Annotated in this window: 18 protein-coding genes, 1 tRNA gene and 5 pseudogenes; 9 read left to right on the top strand and 15 right to left on the bottom strand. The window is 38.0% G+C overall.

From position 1 onward, the window contains the following. Positions 1-29 precede the first annotated feature (29 nt). Positions 30-1,253, top strand: coding sequence for a NupC/NupG family nucleoside CNT transporter (locus LEUFL_RS0101075; RefSeq protein WP_010006913.1), 1,224 nt, complete (start codon positions 30-32; stop codon positions 1,251-1,253). A 45-nt stretch (positions 1,254-1,298) separates the two neighbouring features. Here LEUFL_RS0101075 and LEUFL_RS0101070 read toward each other — a convergent pair whose 3' ends face one another. The 12 genes and pseudogenes from LEUFL_RS0101070 to rihC form a co-directional block, all read right to left on the bottom strand. Further along, the gene (locus tag LEUFL_RS0101070) at positions 1,299-1,991 is read right to left on the bottom strand and encodes a 2,3-diphosphoglycerate-dependent phosphoglycerate mutase (protein WP_010006912.1); all 693 of its coding nucleotides are present in this window, start codon (positions 1,989-1,991) and stop codon (positions 1,299-1,301) included. 203 nt (positions 1,992-2,194) lie between these two features. Then, entirely contained in the window at positions 2,195-2,761 is a 567-nt protein-coding gene (locus tag LEUFL_RS12320; RefSeq protein WP_050792558.1) for a D-alanyl-D-alanine carboxypeptidase family protein, read from the bottom strand. A 50-nt stretch (positions 2,762-2,811) separates the two neighbouring features. Next, complete coding sequence (locus LEUFL_RS12315) at positions 2,812-3,363, bottom strand: D-alanyl-D-alanine carboxypeptidase family protein (RefSeq protein WP_050792557.1); 552 nt, start codon at positions 3,361-3,363, stop codon at positions 2,812-2,814. Beyond that, entirely contained in the window at positions 3,360-4,397 is a 1,038-nt protein-coding gene (locus LEUFL_RS0101060) for a sensor histidine kinase (protein ID WP_010006911.1), read from the bottom strand. Before LEUFL_RS0101060 ends, LEUFL_RS12315 begins: the two co-directional genes overlap by 4 nt. A 64-nt stretch (positions 4,398-4,461) precedes the next feature. Further along, positions 4,462-5,151: a response regulator gene (locus LEUFL_RS0101055; protein WP_010006909.1), complete on the bottom strand. Its 690-nt coding sequence runs from the start codon at positions 5,149-5,151 to the stop codon at positions 4,462-4,464. Beyond that, positions 5,132-5,895, bottom strand: a pseudogene (locus LEUFL_RS10820) (DUF1129 domain-containing protein). The gene LEUFL_RS0101055 and the pseudogene LEUFL_RS10820 overlap by 20 nt, the downstream one beginning before the upstream one ends. A gap of 71 nt (positions 5,896-5,966) precedes the next feature. Beyond that, a complete protein-coding gene (ychF, locus tag LEUFL_RS0101045; RefSeq protein ID WP_010006904.1) occupies positions 5,967-7,070 on the bottom strand; it encodes a redox-regulated ATPase YchF in 1,104 nt (367 codons plus the stop codon). Between the two features lie 2 nt (positions 7,071-7,072). Further along, positions 7,073-7,279: a DUF951 domain-containing protein gene (locus LEUFL_RS0101040; RefSeq protein ID WP_010006901.1), complete on the bottom strand. Its 207-nt coding sequence runs from the start codon at positions 7,277-7,279 to the stop codon at positions 7,073-7,075. Positions 7,280-7,293: 14 nt separating this feature from the next. Then, positions 7,294-8,144: pseudogene (locus LEUFL_RS10815) on the bottom strand (ParB/RepB/Spo0J family partition protein). Positions 8,145-8,168: 24 nt separating this feature from the next. Continuing rightward, on the bottom strand, positions 8,169-8,936 hold the full coding sequence (locus LEUFL_RS0101030) for a ParA family protein (protein ID WP_010006899.1): 768 nt from the start codon (positions 8,934-8,936) through the stop codon (positions 8,169-8,171). A 36-nt stretch (positions 8,937-8,972) separates the two neighbouring features. Further along, positions 8,973-9,692 (bottom strand): 16S rRNA (guanine(527)-N(7))-methyltransferase RsmG, encoded by a 720-nt coding sequence (gene rsmG, locus LEUFL_RS0101025; protein ID WP_010006897.1) that lies wholly within the window; start codon positions 9,690-9,692, stop codon positions 8,973-8,975. Between the two features lie 78 nt (positions 9,693-9,770). Next, positions 9,771-10,717 (bottom strand): annotated as a pseudogene (rihC, locus tag LEUFL_RS10810) (ribonucleoside hydrolase RihC). A gap of 136 nt (positions 10,718-10,853) precedes the next feature. On the opposite strand from rihC, the gene LEUFL_RS0101015 reads away from it, so the two are divergent. From LEUFL_RS0101015 to LEUFL_RS0101005, 3 genes are read left to right on the top strand one after another with little or no spacing between them, the layout of a single operon-like run. Continuing rightward, positions 10,854-11,057 (top strand): helix-turn-helix transcriptional regulator, encoded by a 204-nt coding sequence (locus LEUFL_RS0101015; RefSeq protein WP_010006896.1) that lies wholly within the window; start codon positions 10,854-10,856, stop codon positions 11,055-11,057. After that, positions 11,054-11,578 (top strand): hypothetical protein, encoded by a 525-nt coding sequence (locus tag LEUFL_RS0101010; protein WP_010006895.1) that lies wholly within the window; start codon positions 11,054-11,056, stop codon positions 11,576-11,578. The genes LEUFL_RS0101015 and LEUFL_RS0101010 overlap by 4 nt, the downstream gene beginning before the upstream one ends. Before the next feature lie 3 nt (positions 11,579-11,581). Further along, the gene (locus LEUFL_RS0101005) at positions 11,582-12,100 is read left to right on the top strand and encodes a hypothetical protein (protein ID WP_010006894.1); all 519 of its coding nucleotides are present in this window, start codon (positions 11,582-11,584) and stop codon (positions 12,098-12,100) included. 219 nt (positions 12,101-12,319) lie between these two features. Here LEUFL_RS0101005 and LEUFL_RS0101000 read toward each other — a convergent pair. The 3 genes and pseudogenes from LEUFL_RS0101000 to mutY form a co-directional block, all read right to left on the bottom strand. After that, positions 12,320-12,403: transfer RNA gene (locus tag LEUFL_RS0101000), tRNA-Leu, on the bottom strand. A 72-nt stretch (positions 12,404-12,475) separates the two neighbouring features. Then, a pseudogene (locus LEUFL_RS0100995) lies at positions 12,476-13,604 on the bottom strand (AI-2E family transporter). Continuing rightward, positions 13,591-14,639, bottom strand: a pseudogene (gene mutY / locus LEUFL_RS10805) (A/G-specific adenine glycosylase). Before mutY ends, LEUFL_RS0100995 begins: the two co-directional pseudogenes overlap by 14 nt. Positions 14,640-14,724: 85 nt before the next feature. Here mutY and LEUFL_RS12910 point away from each other — a divergent pair. From LEUFL_RS12910 to asp3, 5 genes are all read left to right on the top strand, one after another. Next, positions 14,725-14,868 carry a hypothetical protein gene (locus tag LEUFL_RS12910; RefSeq protein ID WP_010006889.1) on the top strand — a complete coding sequence of 48 codons (144 nt, stop codon included), beginning with the start codon at positions 14,725-14,727 and terminating at the stop codon, positions 14,866-14,868. 155 nt (positions 14,869-15,023) lie between these two features. Beyond that, positions 15,024-15,797, top strand: a complete 774-nt coding sequence (proC, locus tag LEUFL_RS0100975; RefSeq protein ID WP_010006887.1) for a pyrroline-5-carboxylate reductase — start codon at positions 15,024-15,026, stop codon at positions 15,795-15,797. A gap of 119 nt (positions 15,798-15,916) precedes the next feature. Further along, positions 15,917-17,362: an accessory Sec system protein Asp1 gene (gene asp1 / locus LEUFL_RS0100970; protein ID WP_010006886.1), complete on the top strand. Its 1,446-nt coding sequence runs from the start codon at positions 15,917-15,919 to the stop codon at positions 17,360-17,362. Beyond that, the gene (gene asp2 / locus LEUFL_RS0100965; RefSeq protein WP_010006885.1) at positions 17,352-18,872 is read left to right on the top strand and encodes an accessory Sec system protein Asp2; all 1,521 of its coding nucleotides are present in this window, start codon (positions 17,352-17,354) and stop codon (positions 18,870-18,872) included. Before asp1 ends, asp2 begins: the two co-directional genes overlap by 11 nt. A gap of 17 nt (positions 18,873-18,889) precedes the next feature. Next, complete coding sequence (asp3, locus tag LEUFL_RS0100960) at positions 18,890-19,972, top strand: accessory Sec system protein Asp3 (protein WP_010006884.1); 1,083 nt, start codon at positions 18,890-18,892, stop codon at positions 19,970-19,972. Positions 19,973-19,989 lie beyond the last annotated feature (17 nt).

Raw genomic sequence — 19,989 nt, 5'->3', positions numbered from 1 at the left:
GCTATAATTATTTGAATAGGAGTTAGCTTATGCTATTGTTGGTTAATATCATCGGCATATTCGTTTTTTTGGGTATTGCCTATGTCTTTTCAAACAACAAAAAAGCCATTGATTGGCGTGCTGTTATCACCATTGTTGGTTTGGAAGTTGTCCTTGCTTGGTTCTTTATGAAGTTCAGTTTGGGGCGTGATGTTGTTATTGGCGCTGCCAACGGTTTCAACTGGTTAATGAAAGTAGCCAATGAAGGTATTGCCTTTGCTGTACCCGACTGGCTACAACCTACTACTGGTAGCCCTAACTTTGTTACCAGCGTATTGTTACCAATTTTATTGGTCGTCCCATTATTTGATATTCTAACCTACTTGGGTATCTTACCTTGGATTGTGAAGTGGATTGGTCGCGGCCTATCATTTATCACACGTCAGCCCAAGTTCGAATCGTTCTTTGCCATTGAAATGATGTTCTTAGGCAATACAGAAGTACTGGCCGTTTCACGCGCGCAATTGCAACAGATGAGCGTTAAACGAAATTATACCTTAGCGTTGATGTCAATGAGTTGTGTGACTTCTGCCATCATCGGTGCTTATACGCAAATGGTGCCTGGTGCCTATGTTTTGACAGCTATCCCACTGAACATTCTGGGTTCTATCGTTATTGCTGCTATTTTAAACCCAGTTCAAATCACACCAGAAGAAGATATCGTGGCCACTATTCACACTGCAGGAGAAAAGAAAGAACCTTTCTTCTCTTTCTTAGGTGATTCAATTCTTGGTGCTGGTAAATTAATTTTGATTATTGCGGCAACAGTTATCTCATTCGTTTCTTTAGCTGCCTTGATCGATCAATTATTTAGCTTGACTGGTTTCAAATGGTTATCACTTGAAAATATATTTGGTACGATTCTCTTCCCATTTGCTTGGCTTTTAGGCTTCAACGTTCAAGATGCTTTCAAACTTGCACAGTTCATGGGCACTAAGTTAGTGACTAATGAATTCGTCGTTATGGGAAAAGTTACCAAGGATATGTTAGCGAGTCGTGGTGTCTTTGCCAATGAACATGCGCGTGTTGTCCTGACTGTCTTCTTAACAAGCTTTGCCAACTTCGGTACGTTAGGTATGATTATCGGCGCATTTAAAAGTTTGGTTTCCAAAGAAAAAACAGATTTCATCTCTTCACGTGTACCACAGTTAATGTTGTCTGGTGTCTTAGTATCATTGTTATCATCTGCAACAGCCGGTTTGTTCGCTTGGTAAAAGCATAATAAAAAAGCGCTTAATTAAGCGCTTTTTTATTGAGCATTACTTCTCAAGAATTTTCTTATTTGTAACGTTCAAGTCTGTATCCAAATCATAGACAACTGGTTCACCAGTAGCCATTTCAAGATTCAAGATATCTTCATCTGAAATGTTTTCCAAATACTTTGTTAAAGCACGCAATGAATTACCGTGAGCAGCAATAATAACATTTTTACCTTCACGCAACTTTGGTGCAATTTCATCTTGCCAGAATGGTAGAACACGTTCCAAAGTAATCTTCAAATTTTCAGCATTTGGAACAGTCTTTGGATCCAAGTCAGCATAACGACGCTCACCAGCAATTGAAAATTCTGCATCTTCAGGTTGTGCTGGAGGCAAAACATCGTATGAACGACGCCAGATATGCACTTGTTCGTCGCCCCACTTTTCAGCAGCAGCAGCTTTATTTTGTCCCTGCAAGTCGCCATAGTGACGTTCGTTTAGACGCCATGACTTTTGTTCAGGAATCCATAACTGGTCTGATTCTTCCAAAGCAAAATGCAAAGTCTTAATGGCACGTGTCAAAACTGATGTGTAGGCTTGATCAAATTCCAAACCTTCAGCCTTCAACTTGCGTCCAGCTTCCTTAGCTTCTTCAACACCTTGTTCACTCAAGTTGACATCAACCCAACCTGTAAACAAGTTCTTCAAATTCCATTCACTCTGACCGTGACGGATTAATACTAACTTAGCCATGATATAACTCCTTAGTTTGTGTTTGATTTAACTATTTCATTATACCGCAACCGCCACGCTCGCGAAACGTATCTCATGTAAAATTTAATGCCATAATTGGTGCCAAGTCTTTACAAACCAATTCGTAGGGGATGCTGACGTCTTAGCAGATAGGTTTAATTGACCATGTTCAGCTGGCTTAACATTCAAAAAATGTGCACCTTTTAAGTTAACTTTAGCAGTAGCCACAGGTTGATTTTTTTGACTGATTTAAGATGTGGTTGCCAATCTGAAGTTGTCGCCTGAGTAGTCAAATTATCTTTATCACTTGTCCAAAATACTTTTGTCTTAGCCACTTGAACTGGTAATGTAAATTGCTTAGTAGCCGGTAACTTAATAGCAGCTGGATTAGTTAGATTTTGACCGGATTTAAACGTATGTGGATACCGTTGATCTAATACTAAAGCAACCGCATTAATCGCTTCTTGGTAGCGCAATGGTTTGTTTTGATAATCGCCCGCACCATTAATAATGGATAGAAAACGATGTCCTGATTTATCTTCTAAAATACCAGTAAAACTACCACCTGCTTCTGGTGTGGAGCCAGTTTTTCCACCTAATATATTAATTTTCTTGGGATTACTATAATTAGGCATTTGATTCATCACTTCGTACCAGTGTTCTATCTTTTCTTGGACAACATAACCGCCAGACATCGTATAAGAAATATTTGGTAATTGATCCAATTCAATAATTCGTGAATTCATATTTAAGAGATGCCACATCATCATTCCCAATTGCCTAGCGCTGGCTGTATTTTCAGCTGTGTCCGGTACATTGGCTAATTGATTCGCAAAGGCATCACTATTTTTTGACCTGCTGCGTTATACCATTTAGATCCTTTTAAATTCAGTTCACTCGCCAAATCTTGTAAGGTTGTTTGAACTTTTTGCCCTTTAGGTGTGATGTATTCAGCTAGGGCAAAAGCAGCATCGTTAGCAGAAAGCGTCATCATAACATTATACAAATCACGCAATAGTATTTTGTCACCCGTCTTCATTGCAATATGACTAAATAACTTAGCATCTTGATCGTGTAAATCCGAATACTTTGTAATTGGTACTTTATCTGTCCATTTAATTTTGCCGGCTTGTATTTGTTTTAAAACGCCATACGCCACTAGCATTTTACTCTGTGAGGCAATCGGTACTTGTTCATCCGCATTCTTCTCACCAATAATTTGGCCACTAGTCAAATCAATAACCATTGCCGAACGCACATTCATTTTATCCAATGATATTGGTGCGGCAGTTGTCGTTTCTGCAGCAAAAGCTGTCGTTGGTATTAATGACAAGACAATACCGATTGTAATCATGGTTTTTATAATTCTCATACAGTCCTCCGCTGTGTCAATGGCAAGGTCATAACAAATGACGTAATTTCATCATTTGACTGTGCATAAATTGAACCAGCATGTTGTTCAATGATACCTTTCACAATTGCTAGTCCTAAGCCAGTACCGCCAGTTTTACTACTCCGTGAACTTTCAACACGATAAAAGCGGTCAAAGATATCTTTGAGATCTTTTTGCGGAATTGGTACACCATTGTTGCTGACTCTAATCTCAACTTGGTCCCCTCTCACTTGAGCGGTCAACTTGATAAAGGTTGCCCCTTCACCATATTTTAACGCATTGATAATCAAATTCATTAATGCTCGTGCTAACTTATCAGAATCGCCCTCCATAATAATCAAATTAGGTTCGGTTAATTGCATGAGCTCGATATTTTTATCCCGTGCATCAATTTCATAACTCGCTAATAATTGCGCAAATAAGTCACTCAAACTCAGCTGATTAATATTTAAAACCGCATCTGAAGTTTGTGTTTTAGAAAATTCAAACAAATCTTCCACCAAAGACTTCATTTGATTGGATTTATCATAAGCTGTGTGAATATACTTACGTCTATCAGCTTCACTTAACCTATCACCCATTTCAACTAGCCCCAAATAACCAATTATCGCAGTTAATGGTGTTCTTAAATCATGAGAAATATTTGTAATCATTTCATCTTTAGATTGCTCACTGGCACGTTCCTCAGCCCTAAGGTGTGCTGTCGTCTCAGCAATCCGATTAGAAACATTAATTAACGCTTGCGTTCGCGGTGCAAACGGTGCATTCCAATCAACCGCGATATCGGGCCCCTCATCAGCAATTTTAGTTAAATCTTCTATGAGACGATCTAAGCTTACAGTTCTTCTATAAATTCTCACCTGCCATATTATAATAAGCGCGTTGCCAATAACTAAGCCAATCCATGTGAGCCAATGAAGTGGCACCAAATAAAACCACATCAATTCACGCCGTGGCATCATTACAATCGCATTAACCGAAATAAGTGCCCAACTAAAAAGCAAGCCTAACACAAAGGTTACGCTGCCATAATAAATCTTTGTTTGCTGTTGTTTAAAAAATGCTTGATTGTCATGATTAATTGACTTCTATCTTATAACCAACGCCCCAAACAGTCTGAATCACTTGATCGCCGCTAGTTGCTTCTTCAATCTTATCGCGCAAATGCGATACATGAACCATTACCGTTTTAGCTGAAACAACACTTTCTTGTTGCCAAACTTTTTCAAAAATATCATCTGCTGAAAATACACGATTTGGATGTGATGCTAGTAAATATAAAATGCCAAACTCTAATGCCGTTAGATTAACCAAATCACCTGCTACTGTTTTCACTTCATGACTATCTTTATTAATAATTAAAGACCCAATATCTAAAACATCTGGTGCCTTATCTTGAACAGCATTTTCCGCGCGACGTAATAACGAGCGTACACGTGCCATAACTTCTAACGGGTTGAAAGGCTTAGTAACATAGTCATCAGCACCTGTAATAAGTCCTTGAATCTTATCCATATCACCAGACTTAGCTGACAACATCAAGATAGGAATACGACTGTCCTTACGAACGGTCTTCACAACATCTAAACCATTCATATTGGGCATCATAACGTCCAGAATCATTAAACTCGTATCAGGATTGGTATTGAGTTTTGATAAAGCCTCTTTACCATCTGAAGCCATCACTGGTTCATAACCTTCATTTTTCAAGTAAATTTCAAGCAGTTCGGCAATTTCATTATCGTCATCAACAACTAGAATTTTCATAACAAAACCTCACCTTACTTCTGATTATTTTTTGTTGTGCTTCAAAACGAGATTGGTTTGATAGCTGCCCAATAGCAAAGAAGCCATTGCCTTTCAAGCCATTCTTTTGACGATTATAGTAAAAGCCGCCATAGGCTAATGCGCCTAAAATAATGTAAGCGATTGGTGGTAATGTTGGGTTAATGATTGGTGGCATGATACCAACAATAACAAATCCAAGCAACCACACAACAATTGCACCAGCAAGGAATAACCAACGTTTTCCCTTATTAACCGTGGGTTTTTGTTCGTCTGGATTCGGTGTTAATTTAAGCAAGGCGTATGTGTAAACTGTACCACCCAAAATTGCAATTGTTAACAAGGACAAAATACCCGCACCAGCATTGTTTTCTTTCGAGAAGAACAAAGTCACCCCAAAGACGAAAGCAAATAACATAAAAATAACTAATATGGTATCAATGGCTAATGGCAGAAATCCAAAATCGTGTAACTTTTTCGCATGACGTTTTGGATCAAGATACTTTTGTACTGCTAAGGTTGGTGTGCCATATAGTTGTTGTGCTGTACGCCCTGTATGTTGCGTCGCAAGTAATTCGTCTTCTACCTCAACCACTACTTTTTCTATTTGTTCAGCATCCAACTTGCCACTTTTCGCTAAGTGTTTTTGAATTGAAAAATGAATTCTTCATTTTTCTTAGTAAGTTGGCGCTTTTCTTTTTCTCTGACATAACGTCCTCCAAATATGTACGGTGTCTTATTGACACACGATTATGACACCTTGTAAATCAATATCGCAACACCGTGATTGGTGCTTTTTAAACGTTGAAACGGAATTCAATAATATCACCGTCTTGTACAGTATATTCCTTACCTTCCGAGCGTAAACGGCCTGCTTCACGTACTGCTTTCACTGAACCGTACTGATCCAAATCATCAAAACTAATCGTCTCGGCACGAATAAAGCCACGTTCAAAGTCAGAATGAATCACACCTGCCACTTGCGGTGCTTTCATACCTGCTTTAAATGTCCAGGCACGTGTTTCTTTACCACCTGCTGTAAAGAAAGTTCTTAAGTCTAGCAAATGATAAGCTGCACGAATTAATTTGTTCAAGCCAGGTTCTTCGATACCTGCTAATTCCAAATAATCACCTTTTTCATCGTCATCTAATTGTGCAATTTCTTCTTCAGCACTCGCAGATAACCCAATGACATCCGCACCCTCAGTTGCTGCAAATTCCTGAATTGTTTTGAAGTAATCAGAAGCTTCCGGATTACTCATATCATCTTCACTGATATTAGCAACGTACAAAACTGGCTTTGATGTTAATAAGAACAATCCCTTAACAATGAGTAGTTCCTCTTCGTTAAATGTCAATGTTCGGACAGATTTACCAGATTCTAACGTTGGCTTAATCTTTTCAAGCACTGCTAATTCAGCAATGGCATCTTTATCTTTGGCATTCTTAGCCTGCTTTTCAACACGTGAAAAGCGCTTATCAATCGTTTCTAAATCGGCCAAAATTAATTCTGTGTTGATTGTGTCGATATCATCCAACGGGTTCACAACACCATTAACATGAATAATTTCATCATTATCGAACGCACGGACAACATGAACAATGGCATTCACTTGACGAATATTATCTAAGAATTTATTACCTAAACCTTCACCTTGAGAGGCCCCTTTTACAATACCGGCAATATCTGTAAATTCAAATGTCGTCGGAATGATTTTATCGGCTGGTACCATCTCTTGAATACGTGCCAAACGTGCATCTGGTACTTCAACCATCCCCACGTTAGGTTCAATAGTGGCAAACGGATAGTTCGCCATTTCAGCGCCTGCTTTAGTAATTGCATTAAATAAGGTTGATTTCCCAACGTTTGGTAAACCAACAATGCCAGCTGTTAATGCCATGATTATTGCTCTCTTTCTTCTACCGACTTCAAAATTTTCTTAATTCGCTTATTAAAATCAAAGCGCCCAATCATCACGACACGGCCACAATTTGTACACTTAATTTTAACATCTGCACCGACACGTATAATTTCCCAAGCATTCGCACCACACGCATGCGGCTTTTTCATTTCAACAATGTCATGTAATTTATATTCAATGGGTGTCATATTCCACCTACTTATTAATTGATATCAATATTCAATACATCTAAAATACGATTCAAATCATCATGTGACATGTAAGCAATCTCAATCTTACCTTTGCCGTTGTTATGTGCATCTATCTTAACTTTAGTACCAAATTTTTCTTCTAATTCAGAAGTTAGTGCTACTGTAAACGGAGAAGGCACTTTAGATGTTACTGTCTTAGGTTCAGTATTCAACTGATTAACCATTGCTTCGACTTGTCGCACATTGAAGCCACGTTTGATAATTTCATTTGCTGCAGGTTCAATCTGGCTCTTTTCTTTAATCCGAGCAAGGCACGGGCATGCCCCATTGTTAATTGTCCTTCTTGAACGAAATCTTGTACCAATACAGGTAACTTCAAAAGTCTAACGGCATTCGCTACAGCACTACGGTCTTTACCAATCTTTTCAGCCACCTGTGCTTGTGTATAATTTAATTGCGTCATCAAAGCTTGAAAAGCTTGCGCTTCTTCAATGGCATCTAAATCATCACGCTGCAAATTTTCAATGATGGCCATTTCCATCATGTCTGCATCTTCAAGTGAACGCACAATAGCAGGAATATTTTCTTGCTCGGCTAAACGAGAAGCCCTTACACGACGCTCTCCTGCAATGATTTCATATTCTTGTCCATTTTGACGGACAACAATTGGACTCAAAACACCACTTTGTTTGATGGAACGAGCCAAATCTTCTAACTTATCCTGATCAAATCGTTGCCGTGGTTGAAATGGATTGGGTCGAATAACTTTTAAATCAAGTAAAACAACATTTTCATTGTTAGCAGTTGCATCATCTTTATGCTCCACAACCGCCTTCATGTTTTTGTTAAATAGGCTACCCATGCCTTTGCCCAAACCACTTTTTTGTTATTTATCGCCATATTGTGCAATAACCTCCTGCGCAAGTTGTGTATAGACTTTTGCGCCAACTGAACGAGGATCAAAATCAATAATTGCCTGTCCATATGATGGTGCTTCACTTAAGCGAACATTACGCGGAATCATTGTATCGTAGACCTTATCACTGAAGTAACTGCGCACTTCTTGTGCCACTTGCTTTGCAAGATTTGTACGACCATCATACATTGTGAGCAAAATACCCGCGACATCTAATTCTGGATTAAACTGTTGTCGCACTAATTCAATCGTATTTAATAATTGACCAAGGCCTTCTAATGCATAAAATTCCGTTTGCACTGGAATAAGCACTGCATCTGCTGCCGTAAAAGCATTCACTGTTAGTAAACCTAATGCTGGTGGATTATCAATCAAGATAAAGTCATAATTATCACGCACCGTGTTGAGAGCTTGTTTTAGACGATCTTCACGTGCATCTTGATTAGCTAATTCAATTTCTGCACCAGAAAGTTGGATCGTTGAAGGGACTAAATCATAATTGTCAGTCGCAATGATTGCCTCTTGAATGGGTAATTGATCCACAATAACATCATAAATATCATGCTCAACTTCTGACTTATCGACACCTAACCCACTCGTTGCATTACCCTGGGCATCTATATCCACTAACAAAACACGCTTGCCTGCTTGGGCGAGCGCTGCTCCTAAATTAATACTTGTCGTTGTTTTGCCGACACCACCTTTTTGGTTAGCCAGCGCGATTATTTGATTCGTCATAATTACTCCAAAAGTTGAATTGTTGGCACCCTATCATTATTGAATTGGCTTTTTATTGGGTGTTCCAGCCTGGCGCGGATATTTTTTAGGTGTCTTTTGTACTTTATCAATGATTTGAATAAAGCGTTTATCACCATTTGGTAGCTGAAAATCAAACGCTTCTTTGAACCGGCCACCTAATGTATGTAAGGCTTTTTCACCATCTCCTAATTCTTGCTGTGCATTTGCACCCTTCATCACCAATAACTGACCACCAATCTTGACAAATGGTAGTGTATATTCAGCTAAAACACTGGTTCTAGCAACCGCACGGGCTGTTGCATAATCAAATTGCTCGCGAAAACGTTGCTCTTGGCCGATGTCTTCCGCACGACCATGCACGATTGTCACATGATCCAAACCTAATGCTTCAACGACCGTTTTTAAGAAACGCACGCGTTTCTGTAGAGCGTCAACTAATGTTACCCGTAATTGTGGAAAAGCAATTTTAAGGGGTAATGCAGGAAAGCCCGCTCCGGTACCCACATCAATAAGCGTTTGATTCGTGGTTTGTAGTGATGTCACATATTGTGCCACCGTTAATGAATCAAAAAAATGTTTTAGATAAACTTCATGCTGTTCTGTAATCGCTGTTAAGTTAACATGTTCATTTGTCTCAACTAAAAGTTCATAATATTGATGAAATTGTTTAACTTGTGTTTCTGTTAAAAGAATACCGGCTTTTTTCAATGCCGCAACAAACGCTTCAACCGTCATGTTTTACCTCAATTTTTGGTTTTTGCGCACAATAAAAAAGCGCTAGATATAACTAATACTAGAATACCCAAAAAGCGCTTATATTTCAACTTTTCCCATATTTATTTGTTCGTCGGAAATCTGACCAATTGCTGCAATAAACCATTGTTCAAATGCAGGGCGGTCAACTCCGAGTGCCACATGAACATTATGTTTATCATGATAAGCATGACGTATATCAGCAACTGTTCCCCCAATTGCCGGTCCATCTGTTACCACATCAACCCAATAATCTACGAGTTGATAGCTCTCAGGATGTAGCAAATAATATAGCGTGTTCACATCATGCATCGGCTTACCAGTCTCTTCGTTATCACCATAAAAAGCCATCATCGCTGTGAGCATGCGTCCCGTTTCGTTGGCGCCTTGCAATTTTGCAACTGTGTCACCGCTGATAAGTGCTTTTAATGTGACATCTAAGCCAATCATCGTAATATCTAAACCACTATTAAATACAATTTTAGCGGCATCTGGATCAGTAAAGACGTTGAATTCAGCTACTGATGTCATATTGCCGCCCGATAAACTACCACCCATTACAACAAGACGTTCAATTTTTGAAATCACTTCTGGATGTTGGGTTATCAAATTAGCAATATTGGTAAAAGCACCCACTGCAACGACTGTTACTTTTTCTGGACTGCTTTGTAATACTTCAACCATCGCATCTACTGCTGATAGATCAAGAATAGTTGTCTGTACTTCACCGAAATCATAGCCTGGCATACCGGATTCACCATGAATATGGCTCGCATCTTCAAATTTTTTAACGAGTGGCTTTTCAGCACCTCTAGCAACCTTAATATCTTGACGATTAAAAAATGGGCTAACTTCAAAATATTAGTAGTTGTCTTATCAACAGTCACATTACCAGCGACACTCGTCATGAGTTTCACATCAAATGCAGGATTTGTTAATAAAATTGAAATAGCTGCTGCATCATCAATACCAGGATCTGTATCAAAAATAATAGGTGTCTTATGCATCTGTCCGTCTCCAATTCATTGTTTTCTTCTATATATATTGTATCTTAAACGAATTGAAAACGCTTTACCAATCTATTAAACACATAAAAAGTAAAACAACTTTGACATTTTTAGTCAAACATGTTTTACTTATTTTATGAAAAATAATATAAAAACTTTGAGAAAGGCACAGAAATTTTCTCAAGATGAACTAGCACAAGCAGCTGGCGTTACTCGTCAAACAATCAATGCTATTGAAAATGATAAGTACGATCCTTCCTTAGAGTTGGCATTTAAATTAGCTAGTATTTTATTAGTTCGTGTTGATGAACTCTTTTTGTGGCACAAGGAGAATCTATGAATACATCACGTCATGATACCTGGCATTATTTGTTATTACGAAATATCGTACCACTCAACTTCGCTCTGTTTTTAACATTAGTTGGTACTAGCTTAATAATTATTGAAATATCATATTTACCCCATCCAAAAATCTGGAATATAACTATTTTGACAATATTGTGTATTATATTTTTATCTAATATGCTTTTCTTGCCTTTTTATCTCAAACACAAATGGCAATTATATGGTAACAAAGAATATCTGATTGATGACGAAAGTAAATTAAGCAATAACGGTATAGTATTTGCAGATGAACGTGAGTACAATATGATGTTGCGTGCCAAGTCCTACGCATTTAACCTTCTATGGCCACTAGTAATGAGTATTGCCATTTTAGAAAGTACTATTGTTGGTCCACTTCTTAAAATAAGCAGTTCTCACTTTATATATTCAGGTTACTTTGCACTATCAATGGGGCTGATTATTCTCATTTCTCACTTGGAAATGTTATTAAAATTCAGAAAATTATTAGGAAACTAGCTCATGACCACGCCAAAAATTATTTTTTACGAATATCTGACTGCTATATTTAGCTTTGGTCTCTTTTTCATCGTTATGCTAGGGTTGAAAAATCATTCGACGGCCAATCAATTACGTATCGAAAGCTACATTCCTCTGTGGGTAGTGACTATTTTGTTATTATCTTTACTTTTAATCACTACTATTAATAATTCACAGCAGAAAAAGCATCACATTAGCTTCTATAAAAAATTTTCTTCACTGGATCGTTTTCAAGATGAACGTGAAAACATAGCTAACTTAAAAAGTATTCGACTTATGCTAATTATCACTTTCGTTTTAATTGGTATGACGTTCATTGCACTCTTTCTCTTTTTAATCTTCATACTCGGTGTCCCCTTCACAATGAACTGGCCGACACATTTCCCAATAAATCATCAAATTATGATCATTAAAGGACTTATTCTGTATGTCGGCAGCATACTGTTTATTAGTCAATCAGCCTACACCTTTAGTATGCTGTATCAGTTACGTCACGTATAAATTGACAAAATAAGTCGTACATTAGATAATATAGTCAATCTAGGAAAGGGGGTCGATTCTATTGAGTAATTCTAACGGAAAACGCTCAATCGAATTGGCCGCTTAACAGGAAAAGCGGTCAATTTGATCGGGCAAATGCGATGCAAGTATGCTTTAGATTCTGCATCGCATTTTTTAATGCAAAAAAAGAGGTTACCTTTCGGTAACCTCTTTTAATTATGCCGTCGGTGGGAGTCGAACCCACACGGTGTTGCCACCACTGGATTTTGAGTCCAGCGCGTCTGCCAATTCCGCCACAACGGCAATGTTATTCTATAACTATAATAGAATAACAAGAACCAGACATAGTGTCAATATATTTCACGATAAATTTGACTATGGCTTGTATTTATTAATTTGCTCAACATTTTTTGTGAGTTGGTGTAATTTCAAAGCATATTTCACAATTTCTCTAATTACAGCATAAACCGGTACAATCAAGATCATTCCGACAATGCCCCATAAATTACCAGCAACCATCAATAGAATCATAATTGTCAATGGATGAATCTTCAAACTTTTACCAATGACATTTGGATAAATAAAGTTACCATCAATCTGCTGTACAATGGTCATTACAATAATTACAAAAATCACCTGCTGCATTGATTGTGTTGATGCCACTACCAATGCTGGTATCACACCTAACCAAGGGCCGATATATGGCACAATATTCGTAATTCCTGCAATTACCGCTAATAGCCAAGCGTATGGTTGACCAATAATTAAGTAACCAATAGCCATTGCGATCCCAACAAATAACATTTCAATCGCTTGTCCTGATATATAGCGTTCAATCGTGCGATCCATCTTATCTGTCAATTCTTCAATATTATCCGCATGACGACTGGCAAAATTTTTCTTCAGTGTTGGTACTAATTTATCACCATCGTTCAACATATAAAACAATACGATTGGAATCGTGACGATGTTGATTGTAACTGATGTCACGGTTGAGATGACAACTCCTAAAGTACTAGCTGTCCCCGTTAATACGGATGCAGCATATTTGCTAACAGTCCCTTTAATCTGATCTACATTAACATTTAAATCCAACGCTCTAAACCAACGTTCTGCTGTCAGTTCATTCACAAATTTTTGCAAGTCATTCACAAACGCTGGCAATGCTGTAATCAAATTACTGATTTCTTTAACCAGTGTTGGCACTAGCAAAGCTAAGGCTAACACAATAACACCAATGAATAGCAGGAAAGTCATGATTACAGCCAATCGATGTGGTATGGCTTTCCCCTTAATTTTAATTTTTTCGATTAATCCAAGGATTGGTTTTAAAACATAATACAAAAAGCCAGCAGACACAATTGGTACAAACACCGTTGATATAAATACAGAAATAGGTCGCATTAGAAAATCAAAAACGCGATACAACATATACCAATATTGCGATAGCTAATAGTTCAATTGTCCAAAAGAACAGTCGTTTATGGCGCTCATTTGTAAACATTATTTTCCTCCAAGCTTTTCAATAGCTTATGTTGTACAGTAGGTAGGCTTAATTGCTGCCACTCTTCTGAGGTTAAAAAACGCTGATTAGATTGTTTTTCAGGCAGATGTTCTCGCTTTACCAACCAAATTTCCCATCGTCTATGTGTAAAAATATGAGTAATCGGTTTAATATTCAACAATTCGCCTTGTGTAATATCGCTCACATCAAAATCATCATGTTGCTGTAATAACGGAAACGTCCAAAAATTAGCTAACAAACCGCTATCAGGACGCTTTTCAAATAAAATCGCGCCATTTTCTTCATATATATATGCCAAAAATTTTTGCCTAATGGCTTTAACCTTTTTAGACTTCACCGGATAGTTCATTTCAACATCATCTAAATAAGCTTGGTTAAAGTCTTTAACTGGTGAATGCTCACTATCTGGATTTTTAGCTGTCATATAGCTGGATCCCAAATCCATAATTGCCTGATTAAAATCACCGGGTCGCACAGGATCAACGATTGGTAGAATTGCATCATAAAAAACTTGTCGCGTCTTGGGTCGTGCAATATCATCATCTATCTTTAATAGGCGGCTAAACACCCGAAACATATTACCATCAACTGCGGGTACCACCTCATTAAAACTAATACTTGCAATCGCTGCTGCAGTATAAGGCCCCACGCCAGGTAATTGTTGTAAATCTTTAGCTGTTGTTGGCCAGACACCATTGCATTCATACGTCAAAAATTGTGCCGCCTTCTGTAAATGACGCGCGCGTGAATAGTATCCTAGTCCTTCCCATAATTTTAAAACCACGTCTTCATCTGCATCAGCTAAATCTTTAACTGTTGGCAATGTCGACATAAAGCGTTCAAAATAAGGTAGTACTGTATCCACTTGAGTCTGCTGTAACATAATTTCAGAAACAAGTACGCGATAAGGTTCATGATTTTTACGCCAAGGTAAATTAGCGCGTCCTTGAGTATCATACCAATTGAGTAGTTGTTGACGAAATAATTCAATTTTTTATTTGACCATTTTTCCATAAAACTATTGTAACACTTGTTTTTTACAATACTGTAGCGTATAATGATTATTTGTATGAAAAACATTTAAAAAGGAGCACACCTCATGGCACTAAAGAAGCCGCTTAATTCATTTGCACGTGCCCGCAAGGTTGGGCATAGCAGCGCTAAAAAACAACGCCAAGCAGCTATTGCAAAGTTGCAACAATGGGCAAAGGGCAAATCTGAAGAGATCCCTTCAACAAAGTAATCATTAAAACAAAAAGCCAGTTTAATACTGGTTTTTTTATTGGTTATTTTTAAGATATGAACATATAAATTGAATTCGAGTTATTTGTGATTCTATTTTAGTCAGTGTAGACTAGATTTGAGTACTAGATAACTGCAATTAGATGGAGAATACTAATGAAATATGGATTTATTGGTGCTGGTAACATGGCACAAGCAATGATTAAAGGTTTAATCAAAAACGGCGTTGCGACACATGATATTATTGTGTCTTCACCAAGTAGTGCAACAAAACTATCAAATGATTTGGACATCGTGGCTGCTGATTTAACAACAACCATTGAGCAAAGTGACCTTGTCGTCCTTGCCTTTTTACCCAAGCAATTAGCCACAATCCTAACCGATCATGTTGCACATTTTAAAGACAAATTAACGATTTCCGTATTAGCTGGTGTTACTTTAACACAATTACACCAGGTACTCCCTGATGCCCAACTTGTACGTTCACTACCTAATGTCAATTCAACAATCAATCAAGGCTGCACAGCGATTGCCTTCAGTCACAATGTCACTGTGGATAATCAGCAAAAAACTACCCAATTTTACACAAAGTTAGGCACTGTTAACGTACTACCTGAAGAACAATTCCTTACTTTTTCAGCAATTGCCGGTTCTGGCCCAGCTTATGTTTTTAATTTTATTGATGCTTTAATTGCGGCTGGTGTGGCAAATGGATTAGATGCACAAACAGCCCAAAACATCACACTTCAAACTTTACTCGGATCAAGTCAGATGTTGCAGCAATCCCAACGTTCACCACAAGAATGGATGAATATCGTAGCTTCTCCAGGTGGCTCAACACGTGCTGGGCTTGACAGTTTAACGGCACAACACTTTAATAATGTGATTAAACAAGCAATTGATGTCACTGTTAATCATAAACATGCATAATGTGAGCTTACAATAACTCACATTATTTTTGTATCTGCACGCGTCATTCTACTTTAATCTACAACATCATTGTTATAAAATTAAAGTAACGCTAAATTGCTTTCTAGTGAGGACACTTCATGACGATTCACATTCTAACGCATTGGCCGATTGATGATGCCGAAACACTTTCTTTTGACACTTCAATTAACGAGACACAACTTCTGTTATCTCAAGGACATGATATTTCATTAATTATTCAAGCATACGTCCCCAAACTACGCGCATTACTACATGAAAATGACAGTGCACGCGCCCATTATTGGTCTGCCTTTGACACCATTCAACAAATCAAACTAACACAGCCACAGCCACTGTCGTTAAGTGATTTCTCTTGGCCACCTTATGCACAATTTACTTATCTGCGCGATCGTATTTTAATCGATGTCAATGATGAACATTATGCTACAGCATGGCTAACTAGTCCCAACTTGTCAGAATTAGACTACATTGATCTTTTTGTTAATCAGGAACTGAATCAACAAATTATGATTGATGATCGTGGTTTTATTTCGCGTATCAATCATTATAATAGTTATCAAGTTAAGCGTACTGATTTTCTAACGCCAAGCGGACAAATCGCTATGCAAATAACTTATGATAATAATCAACTGCAGGATATTCATACTGCTCAGGAATGGGAAAACCAGCAACACTTCAGTGATTTAGATACGCTACTGAACATTGTCACACGTCAATACTTAGCGCATTTATCATCAGAAGATACCGTCATTGTGACTCAAAGTAACCACAATGATCAGCTCATCCCCTACTTATCACAACACAATATTATCTATACGTTACACACTGTCCCAGACCAATTACCCGATAATGTACAGCAGTTCATCACGCATGATACCAACGTTTATAATACATTAGATAAGTCTACTAACAAAAGATTAACCTATATTCCACTGTATGCGACCCAATTTCATTTAAGCCAACAAGCTAAATTTAAAACTATCTACTGGTTAAATGAAGACCTGTCTTTTGAAGAACAAGAACTAGTGCTCGTGCAGCTTATGGCATTAGCTTATCAACACTTAGATTTAACTGTAATTATTGAATCACCGTTACCCGCTAAAATGATAACAGATATGATTTTGCACGTTAATCAACAAGTGAGTGATGACGATAGTCAGCGGCAAGATTATCTTAACCGCTTTTTAGTGTTACCCAAACAACGCCGTACCCAACGCCAACATTTCATGCGTTCGGCCTACTTACTTTTAGATTTAGGTCAAACACCTAACGAATTCTTACAAGTAACCGCCTTGGATGATCATATTCCTCAAATTGTGCGACAAACAACCCCCTATCTTTCACCAGATAAAAACGGGAAAGTCATTGACAATCTTCAGGATGTATCGGCCGCTGTAACCTTCTATCTCGATAATATGGATAACTGGCAGTTTGCCACGGCTCAATCTGACAGGATAAGCGATATTTACAACACAACAAAATTGGGACAACAATGGCAAACGCTACTCAATACACGACATAATGAGGAACATGATGCAAAATAAAATTTCCATCCTCCAAATTGGTTCTGACAATTGGTCCAATCAACTGAATAATCGTTTCGATTGGCATTACACCACAATTAGTAATCTCCCTGATTTCTTAATCAAGCAAACAGATCCTTATCGTCTTGAACAGGATTATGTACTGCTAACTGATGCGCACATCGACAGTACTTTATTGACTGAACAGATTCGGGATTGGCCAGCCTATCGCGTCATTTACTTAACGCAAGACATTTCAACTGCACTAAAGGATATTTTGACAGAACGACGTGCTTTTTATTTTGAAGACACAAAACCCGATGCTATTGCTACGCGCATCATATGTGATTTATATCTAGGTCAACAAAGTTTCAATACAACATTTAGTGAAAGTCAATTCATCCCGCGCTATCAGCCGACAATCCATTTTCAACGGCAAGGCCGCTTTTCAGCTCAATTTAGTGGTGATTTAGGAGAGCAATGGCAACAACTTGGTACCCTCCTGACTTTCCCCACAGATTTTACACCACATCAAGATAATGTTACGTGGTTAGAATACGAGGCAACAGACACAGCTACCGTCGCCCTCAAGTTTTTGTTTTTCGATGCCAATGATACTTTAATTGACACACAAATGATCAGTGGCGCTGATTTGAGAACACTGTCAACAGTTGGTGGCCTCGCCGATTATCATCATTATCAAATTCTCGTCCTTGGTATGGGTAATGGTACACTAGACCTCAATGTTTTACATCAGTATCGCTCTCGTCACGGCTTAGGTCACCTATTGCCAGGCAGTGACTGGCAATTAACATCTGAAAATGAAGAAATTTTAAGTTATTTCAATCCGGGCGATCGTCAAAAGCCCCTTGTTGTCTATTTTTCTGATATGGATCGTCATGCCATACACTTTGATATGGTCTCGCAACTTAATGAATTGGGAATGCCTTACTTAATTTTTACTGATTCACGTTTACAAGGTGGCGCTTTTCACATTGGTTCAGCTGAGTATGAGAAAACAATACTCGCCATCATTAAGAGCAAAATGTTGGACCTTGGCTTAACGAATAAAGATATTATTCTGAGTGGCTGTGGTATGGGTAGTTATCCTGCAATTTATTATGCTAGTGACATCAATCCAGCTGCCTTAATCATTGCTAAACCAATAGTCAATTTGGGTACATTAAGCGAAGACAAAGAATTCCCACATCAGTTCAACCAAGACTGGACACTAGATCTACGCCGTTATTTGGCTGGGCAAATGTCAAAAGGTGATACTGCTGCTATTAATAATAAACTTTGGCATCACATCATTGACGCGCCATGGTCAACGATACCCATCGCATTATTTTCAATGGATCAAGATGATTACGATGGTAAAAGTTTACCTGAATTGCTACATTTCTTAACCGAACAACATACGCCATTGAAACATGTTGTGCAACACGGCGGGCATACCGAAAAAATACCAGAAATGCTTCAGTTTATGAGTAGCATGCTAGTTTTGATGCGTGATCAATTACGTCATTAATCGTTTGGAGAAATTATATGCAATATCATATTTATTGGACAGCACAAACGCAACTATTAGAATTACAAGGCGCAACAGTGAATTTTCAAGGTATTGACCATGTTTACTATGAAAACAACTTTTTACCAAGTGGTCGTCCAATTGCCATTTGGCATTCACAACATGTTTTTTCAACAGCCCATCGTATTTCTGATTTACCGCCTTTAATGCGGCATACCGAATACGAAATTGAACGTCATCTCGAAAGTGGTTCACATATTTTTGCTTATCTTGTCATTGCTTTTTATGATGATAATGGTCAAGAGTTAGCTAATTTTAGCCAAAATAGTGATACTGTCACCTTTACGGTTCCTGAAGACTATAATTATTACACAATTAGTTTAGTTTCAGCAGGAACTGGTTCATTTGTCTTTCATGATTTCTTATTGAGACCTAAACAGCAAGGCTATCTTCGTGCCAATGATCAACTCATTGGCAATCAACTCTATACTCAGTTAGCTCTACCTGACACAATCACAAGTAAAACACTGCGCGTCATTTTCACCGAACCAGAATTTTCAAATACAGATTATCCTGATCAATGGATCAAAACGACACAGCAAGCCGTGATGTATCTGGCAAGCAGTTTACCATTTGCTGGTTTCTTCCGTGAAAATCAATCAGTGATTATCAATCAAATCAACGATAATCGCAAAAAGGCTAATGCCCGGCATGTCGAATTTGTCGGTTATGGCCCAATTTCAAGTTATGCTGCCCTTTACTATCAACAGCAGTTTAAAAGGAGTCGTGCTATCATTAGTCGTGATGTTATTTTAGACCCCCAAAAATTTCTTTCACAACAAGATGCTGATTGGACACATCGGATACAAATTAATGACGACTGGGCAATTGAACAACCAGAAGATTATATTACAGAACTACCTGATGCCAAAAATATCGCAGATACAACACCAGCACTATTGATTGCACGACCACATTGGCAACGCCTGACATATTTAACTTATGCCACGCCAACACCAGAAGAAGTTAGGCAACAACAGGAACAAGCATTAGCAACAGGTAAAAAAGATAACTTAATTGGTAAGTTATTTGGTAAATAATAATAAATAAAAANANA

Origin of the sequence: Leuconostoc fallax KCTC 3537, from assembly GCF_000165675.1 — a bacterium.
GTDB lineage: Bacteria > Bacillota > Bacilli > Lactobacillales > Lactobacillaceae > Leuconostoc_B > Leuconostoc_B fallax.
The sequence above is the reverse complement of the archived record's forward strand: the minus strand, read 5'-3'. Positions and strand labels throughout refer to the sequence as shown.

Coding starts and splice junctions, on each gene's coding strand:
- LEUFL_RS0101075 (WP_010006913.1), top strand. CDS start 30: ATGCTATTGTTGGTTAATATCATCGGCATATTCGTTTTTTTGGGTATT.
- LEUFL_RS0101070 (WP_010006912.1), bottom strand. CDS start 1,991: ATGGCTAAGTTAGTATTAATCCGTCACGGTCAGAGTGAATGGAATTTG.
- LEUFL_RS12320 (WP_050792558.1), bottom strand. CDS start 2,761: ATGATGATGTGGCATCTCTTAAATATGAATTCACGAATTATTGAATTG.
- LEUFL_RS12315 (WP_050792557.1), bottom strand. CDS start 3,363: ATGAGAATTATAAAAACCATGATTACAATCGGTATTGTCTTGTCATTA.
- LEUFL_RS0101055 (WP_010006909.1), bottom strand. CDS start 5,151: ATGAAAATTCTAGTTGTTGATGACGATAATGAAATTGCCGAACTGCTT.
- ychF (WP_010006904.1), bottom strand. CDS start 7,070: ATGGCATTAACAGCTGGCATTGTTGGTTTACCAAACGTTGGGAAATCA.
- LEUFL_RS0101040 (WP_010006901.1), bottom strand. CDS start 7,279: ATGACACCCATTGAATATAAATTACATGACATTGTTGAAATGAAAAAG.
- LEUFL_RS0101030 (WP_010006899.1), bottom strand. CDS start 8,936: ATGACGAATCAAATAATCGCGCTGGCTAACCAAAAAGGTGGTGTCGGC.
- rsmG (WP_010006897.1), bottom strand. CDS start 9,692: ATGACGGTTGAAGCGTTTGTTGCGGCATTGAAAAAAGCCGGTATTCTT.
- LEUFL_RS0101015 (WP_010006896.1), top strand. CDS start 10,854: ATGAAAAATAATATAAAAACTTTGAGAAAGGCACAGAAATTTTCTCAA.
- LEUFL_RS0101010 (WP_010006895.1), top strand. CDS start 11,054: ATGAATACATCACGTCATGATACCTGGCATTATTTGTTATTACGAAAT.
- LEUFL_RS0101005 (WP_010006894.1), top strand. CDS start 11,582: ATGACCACGCCAAAAATTATTTTTTACGAATATCTGACTGCTATATTT.
- LEUFL_RS12910 (WP_010006889.1), top strand. CDS start 14,725: ATGGCACTAAAGAAGCCGCTTAATTCATTTGCACGTGCCCGCAAGGTT.
- proC (WP_010006887.1), top strand. CDS start 15,024: ATGAAATATGGATTTATTGGTGCTGGTAACATGGCACAAGCAATGATT.
- asp1 (WP_010006886.1), top strand. CDS start 15,917: ATGACGATTCACATTCTAACGCATTGGCCGATTGATGATGCCGAAACA.
- asp2 (WP_010006885.1), top strand. CDS start 17,352: ATGCAAAATAAAATTTCCATCCTCCAAATTGGTTCTGACAATTGGTCC.
- asp3 (WP_010006884.1), top strand. CDS start 18,890: ATGCAATATCATATTTATTGGACAGCACAAACGCAACTATTAGAATTA.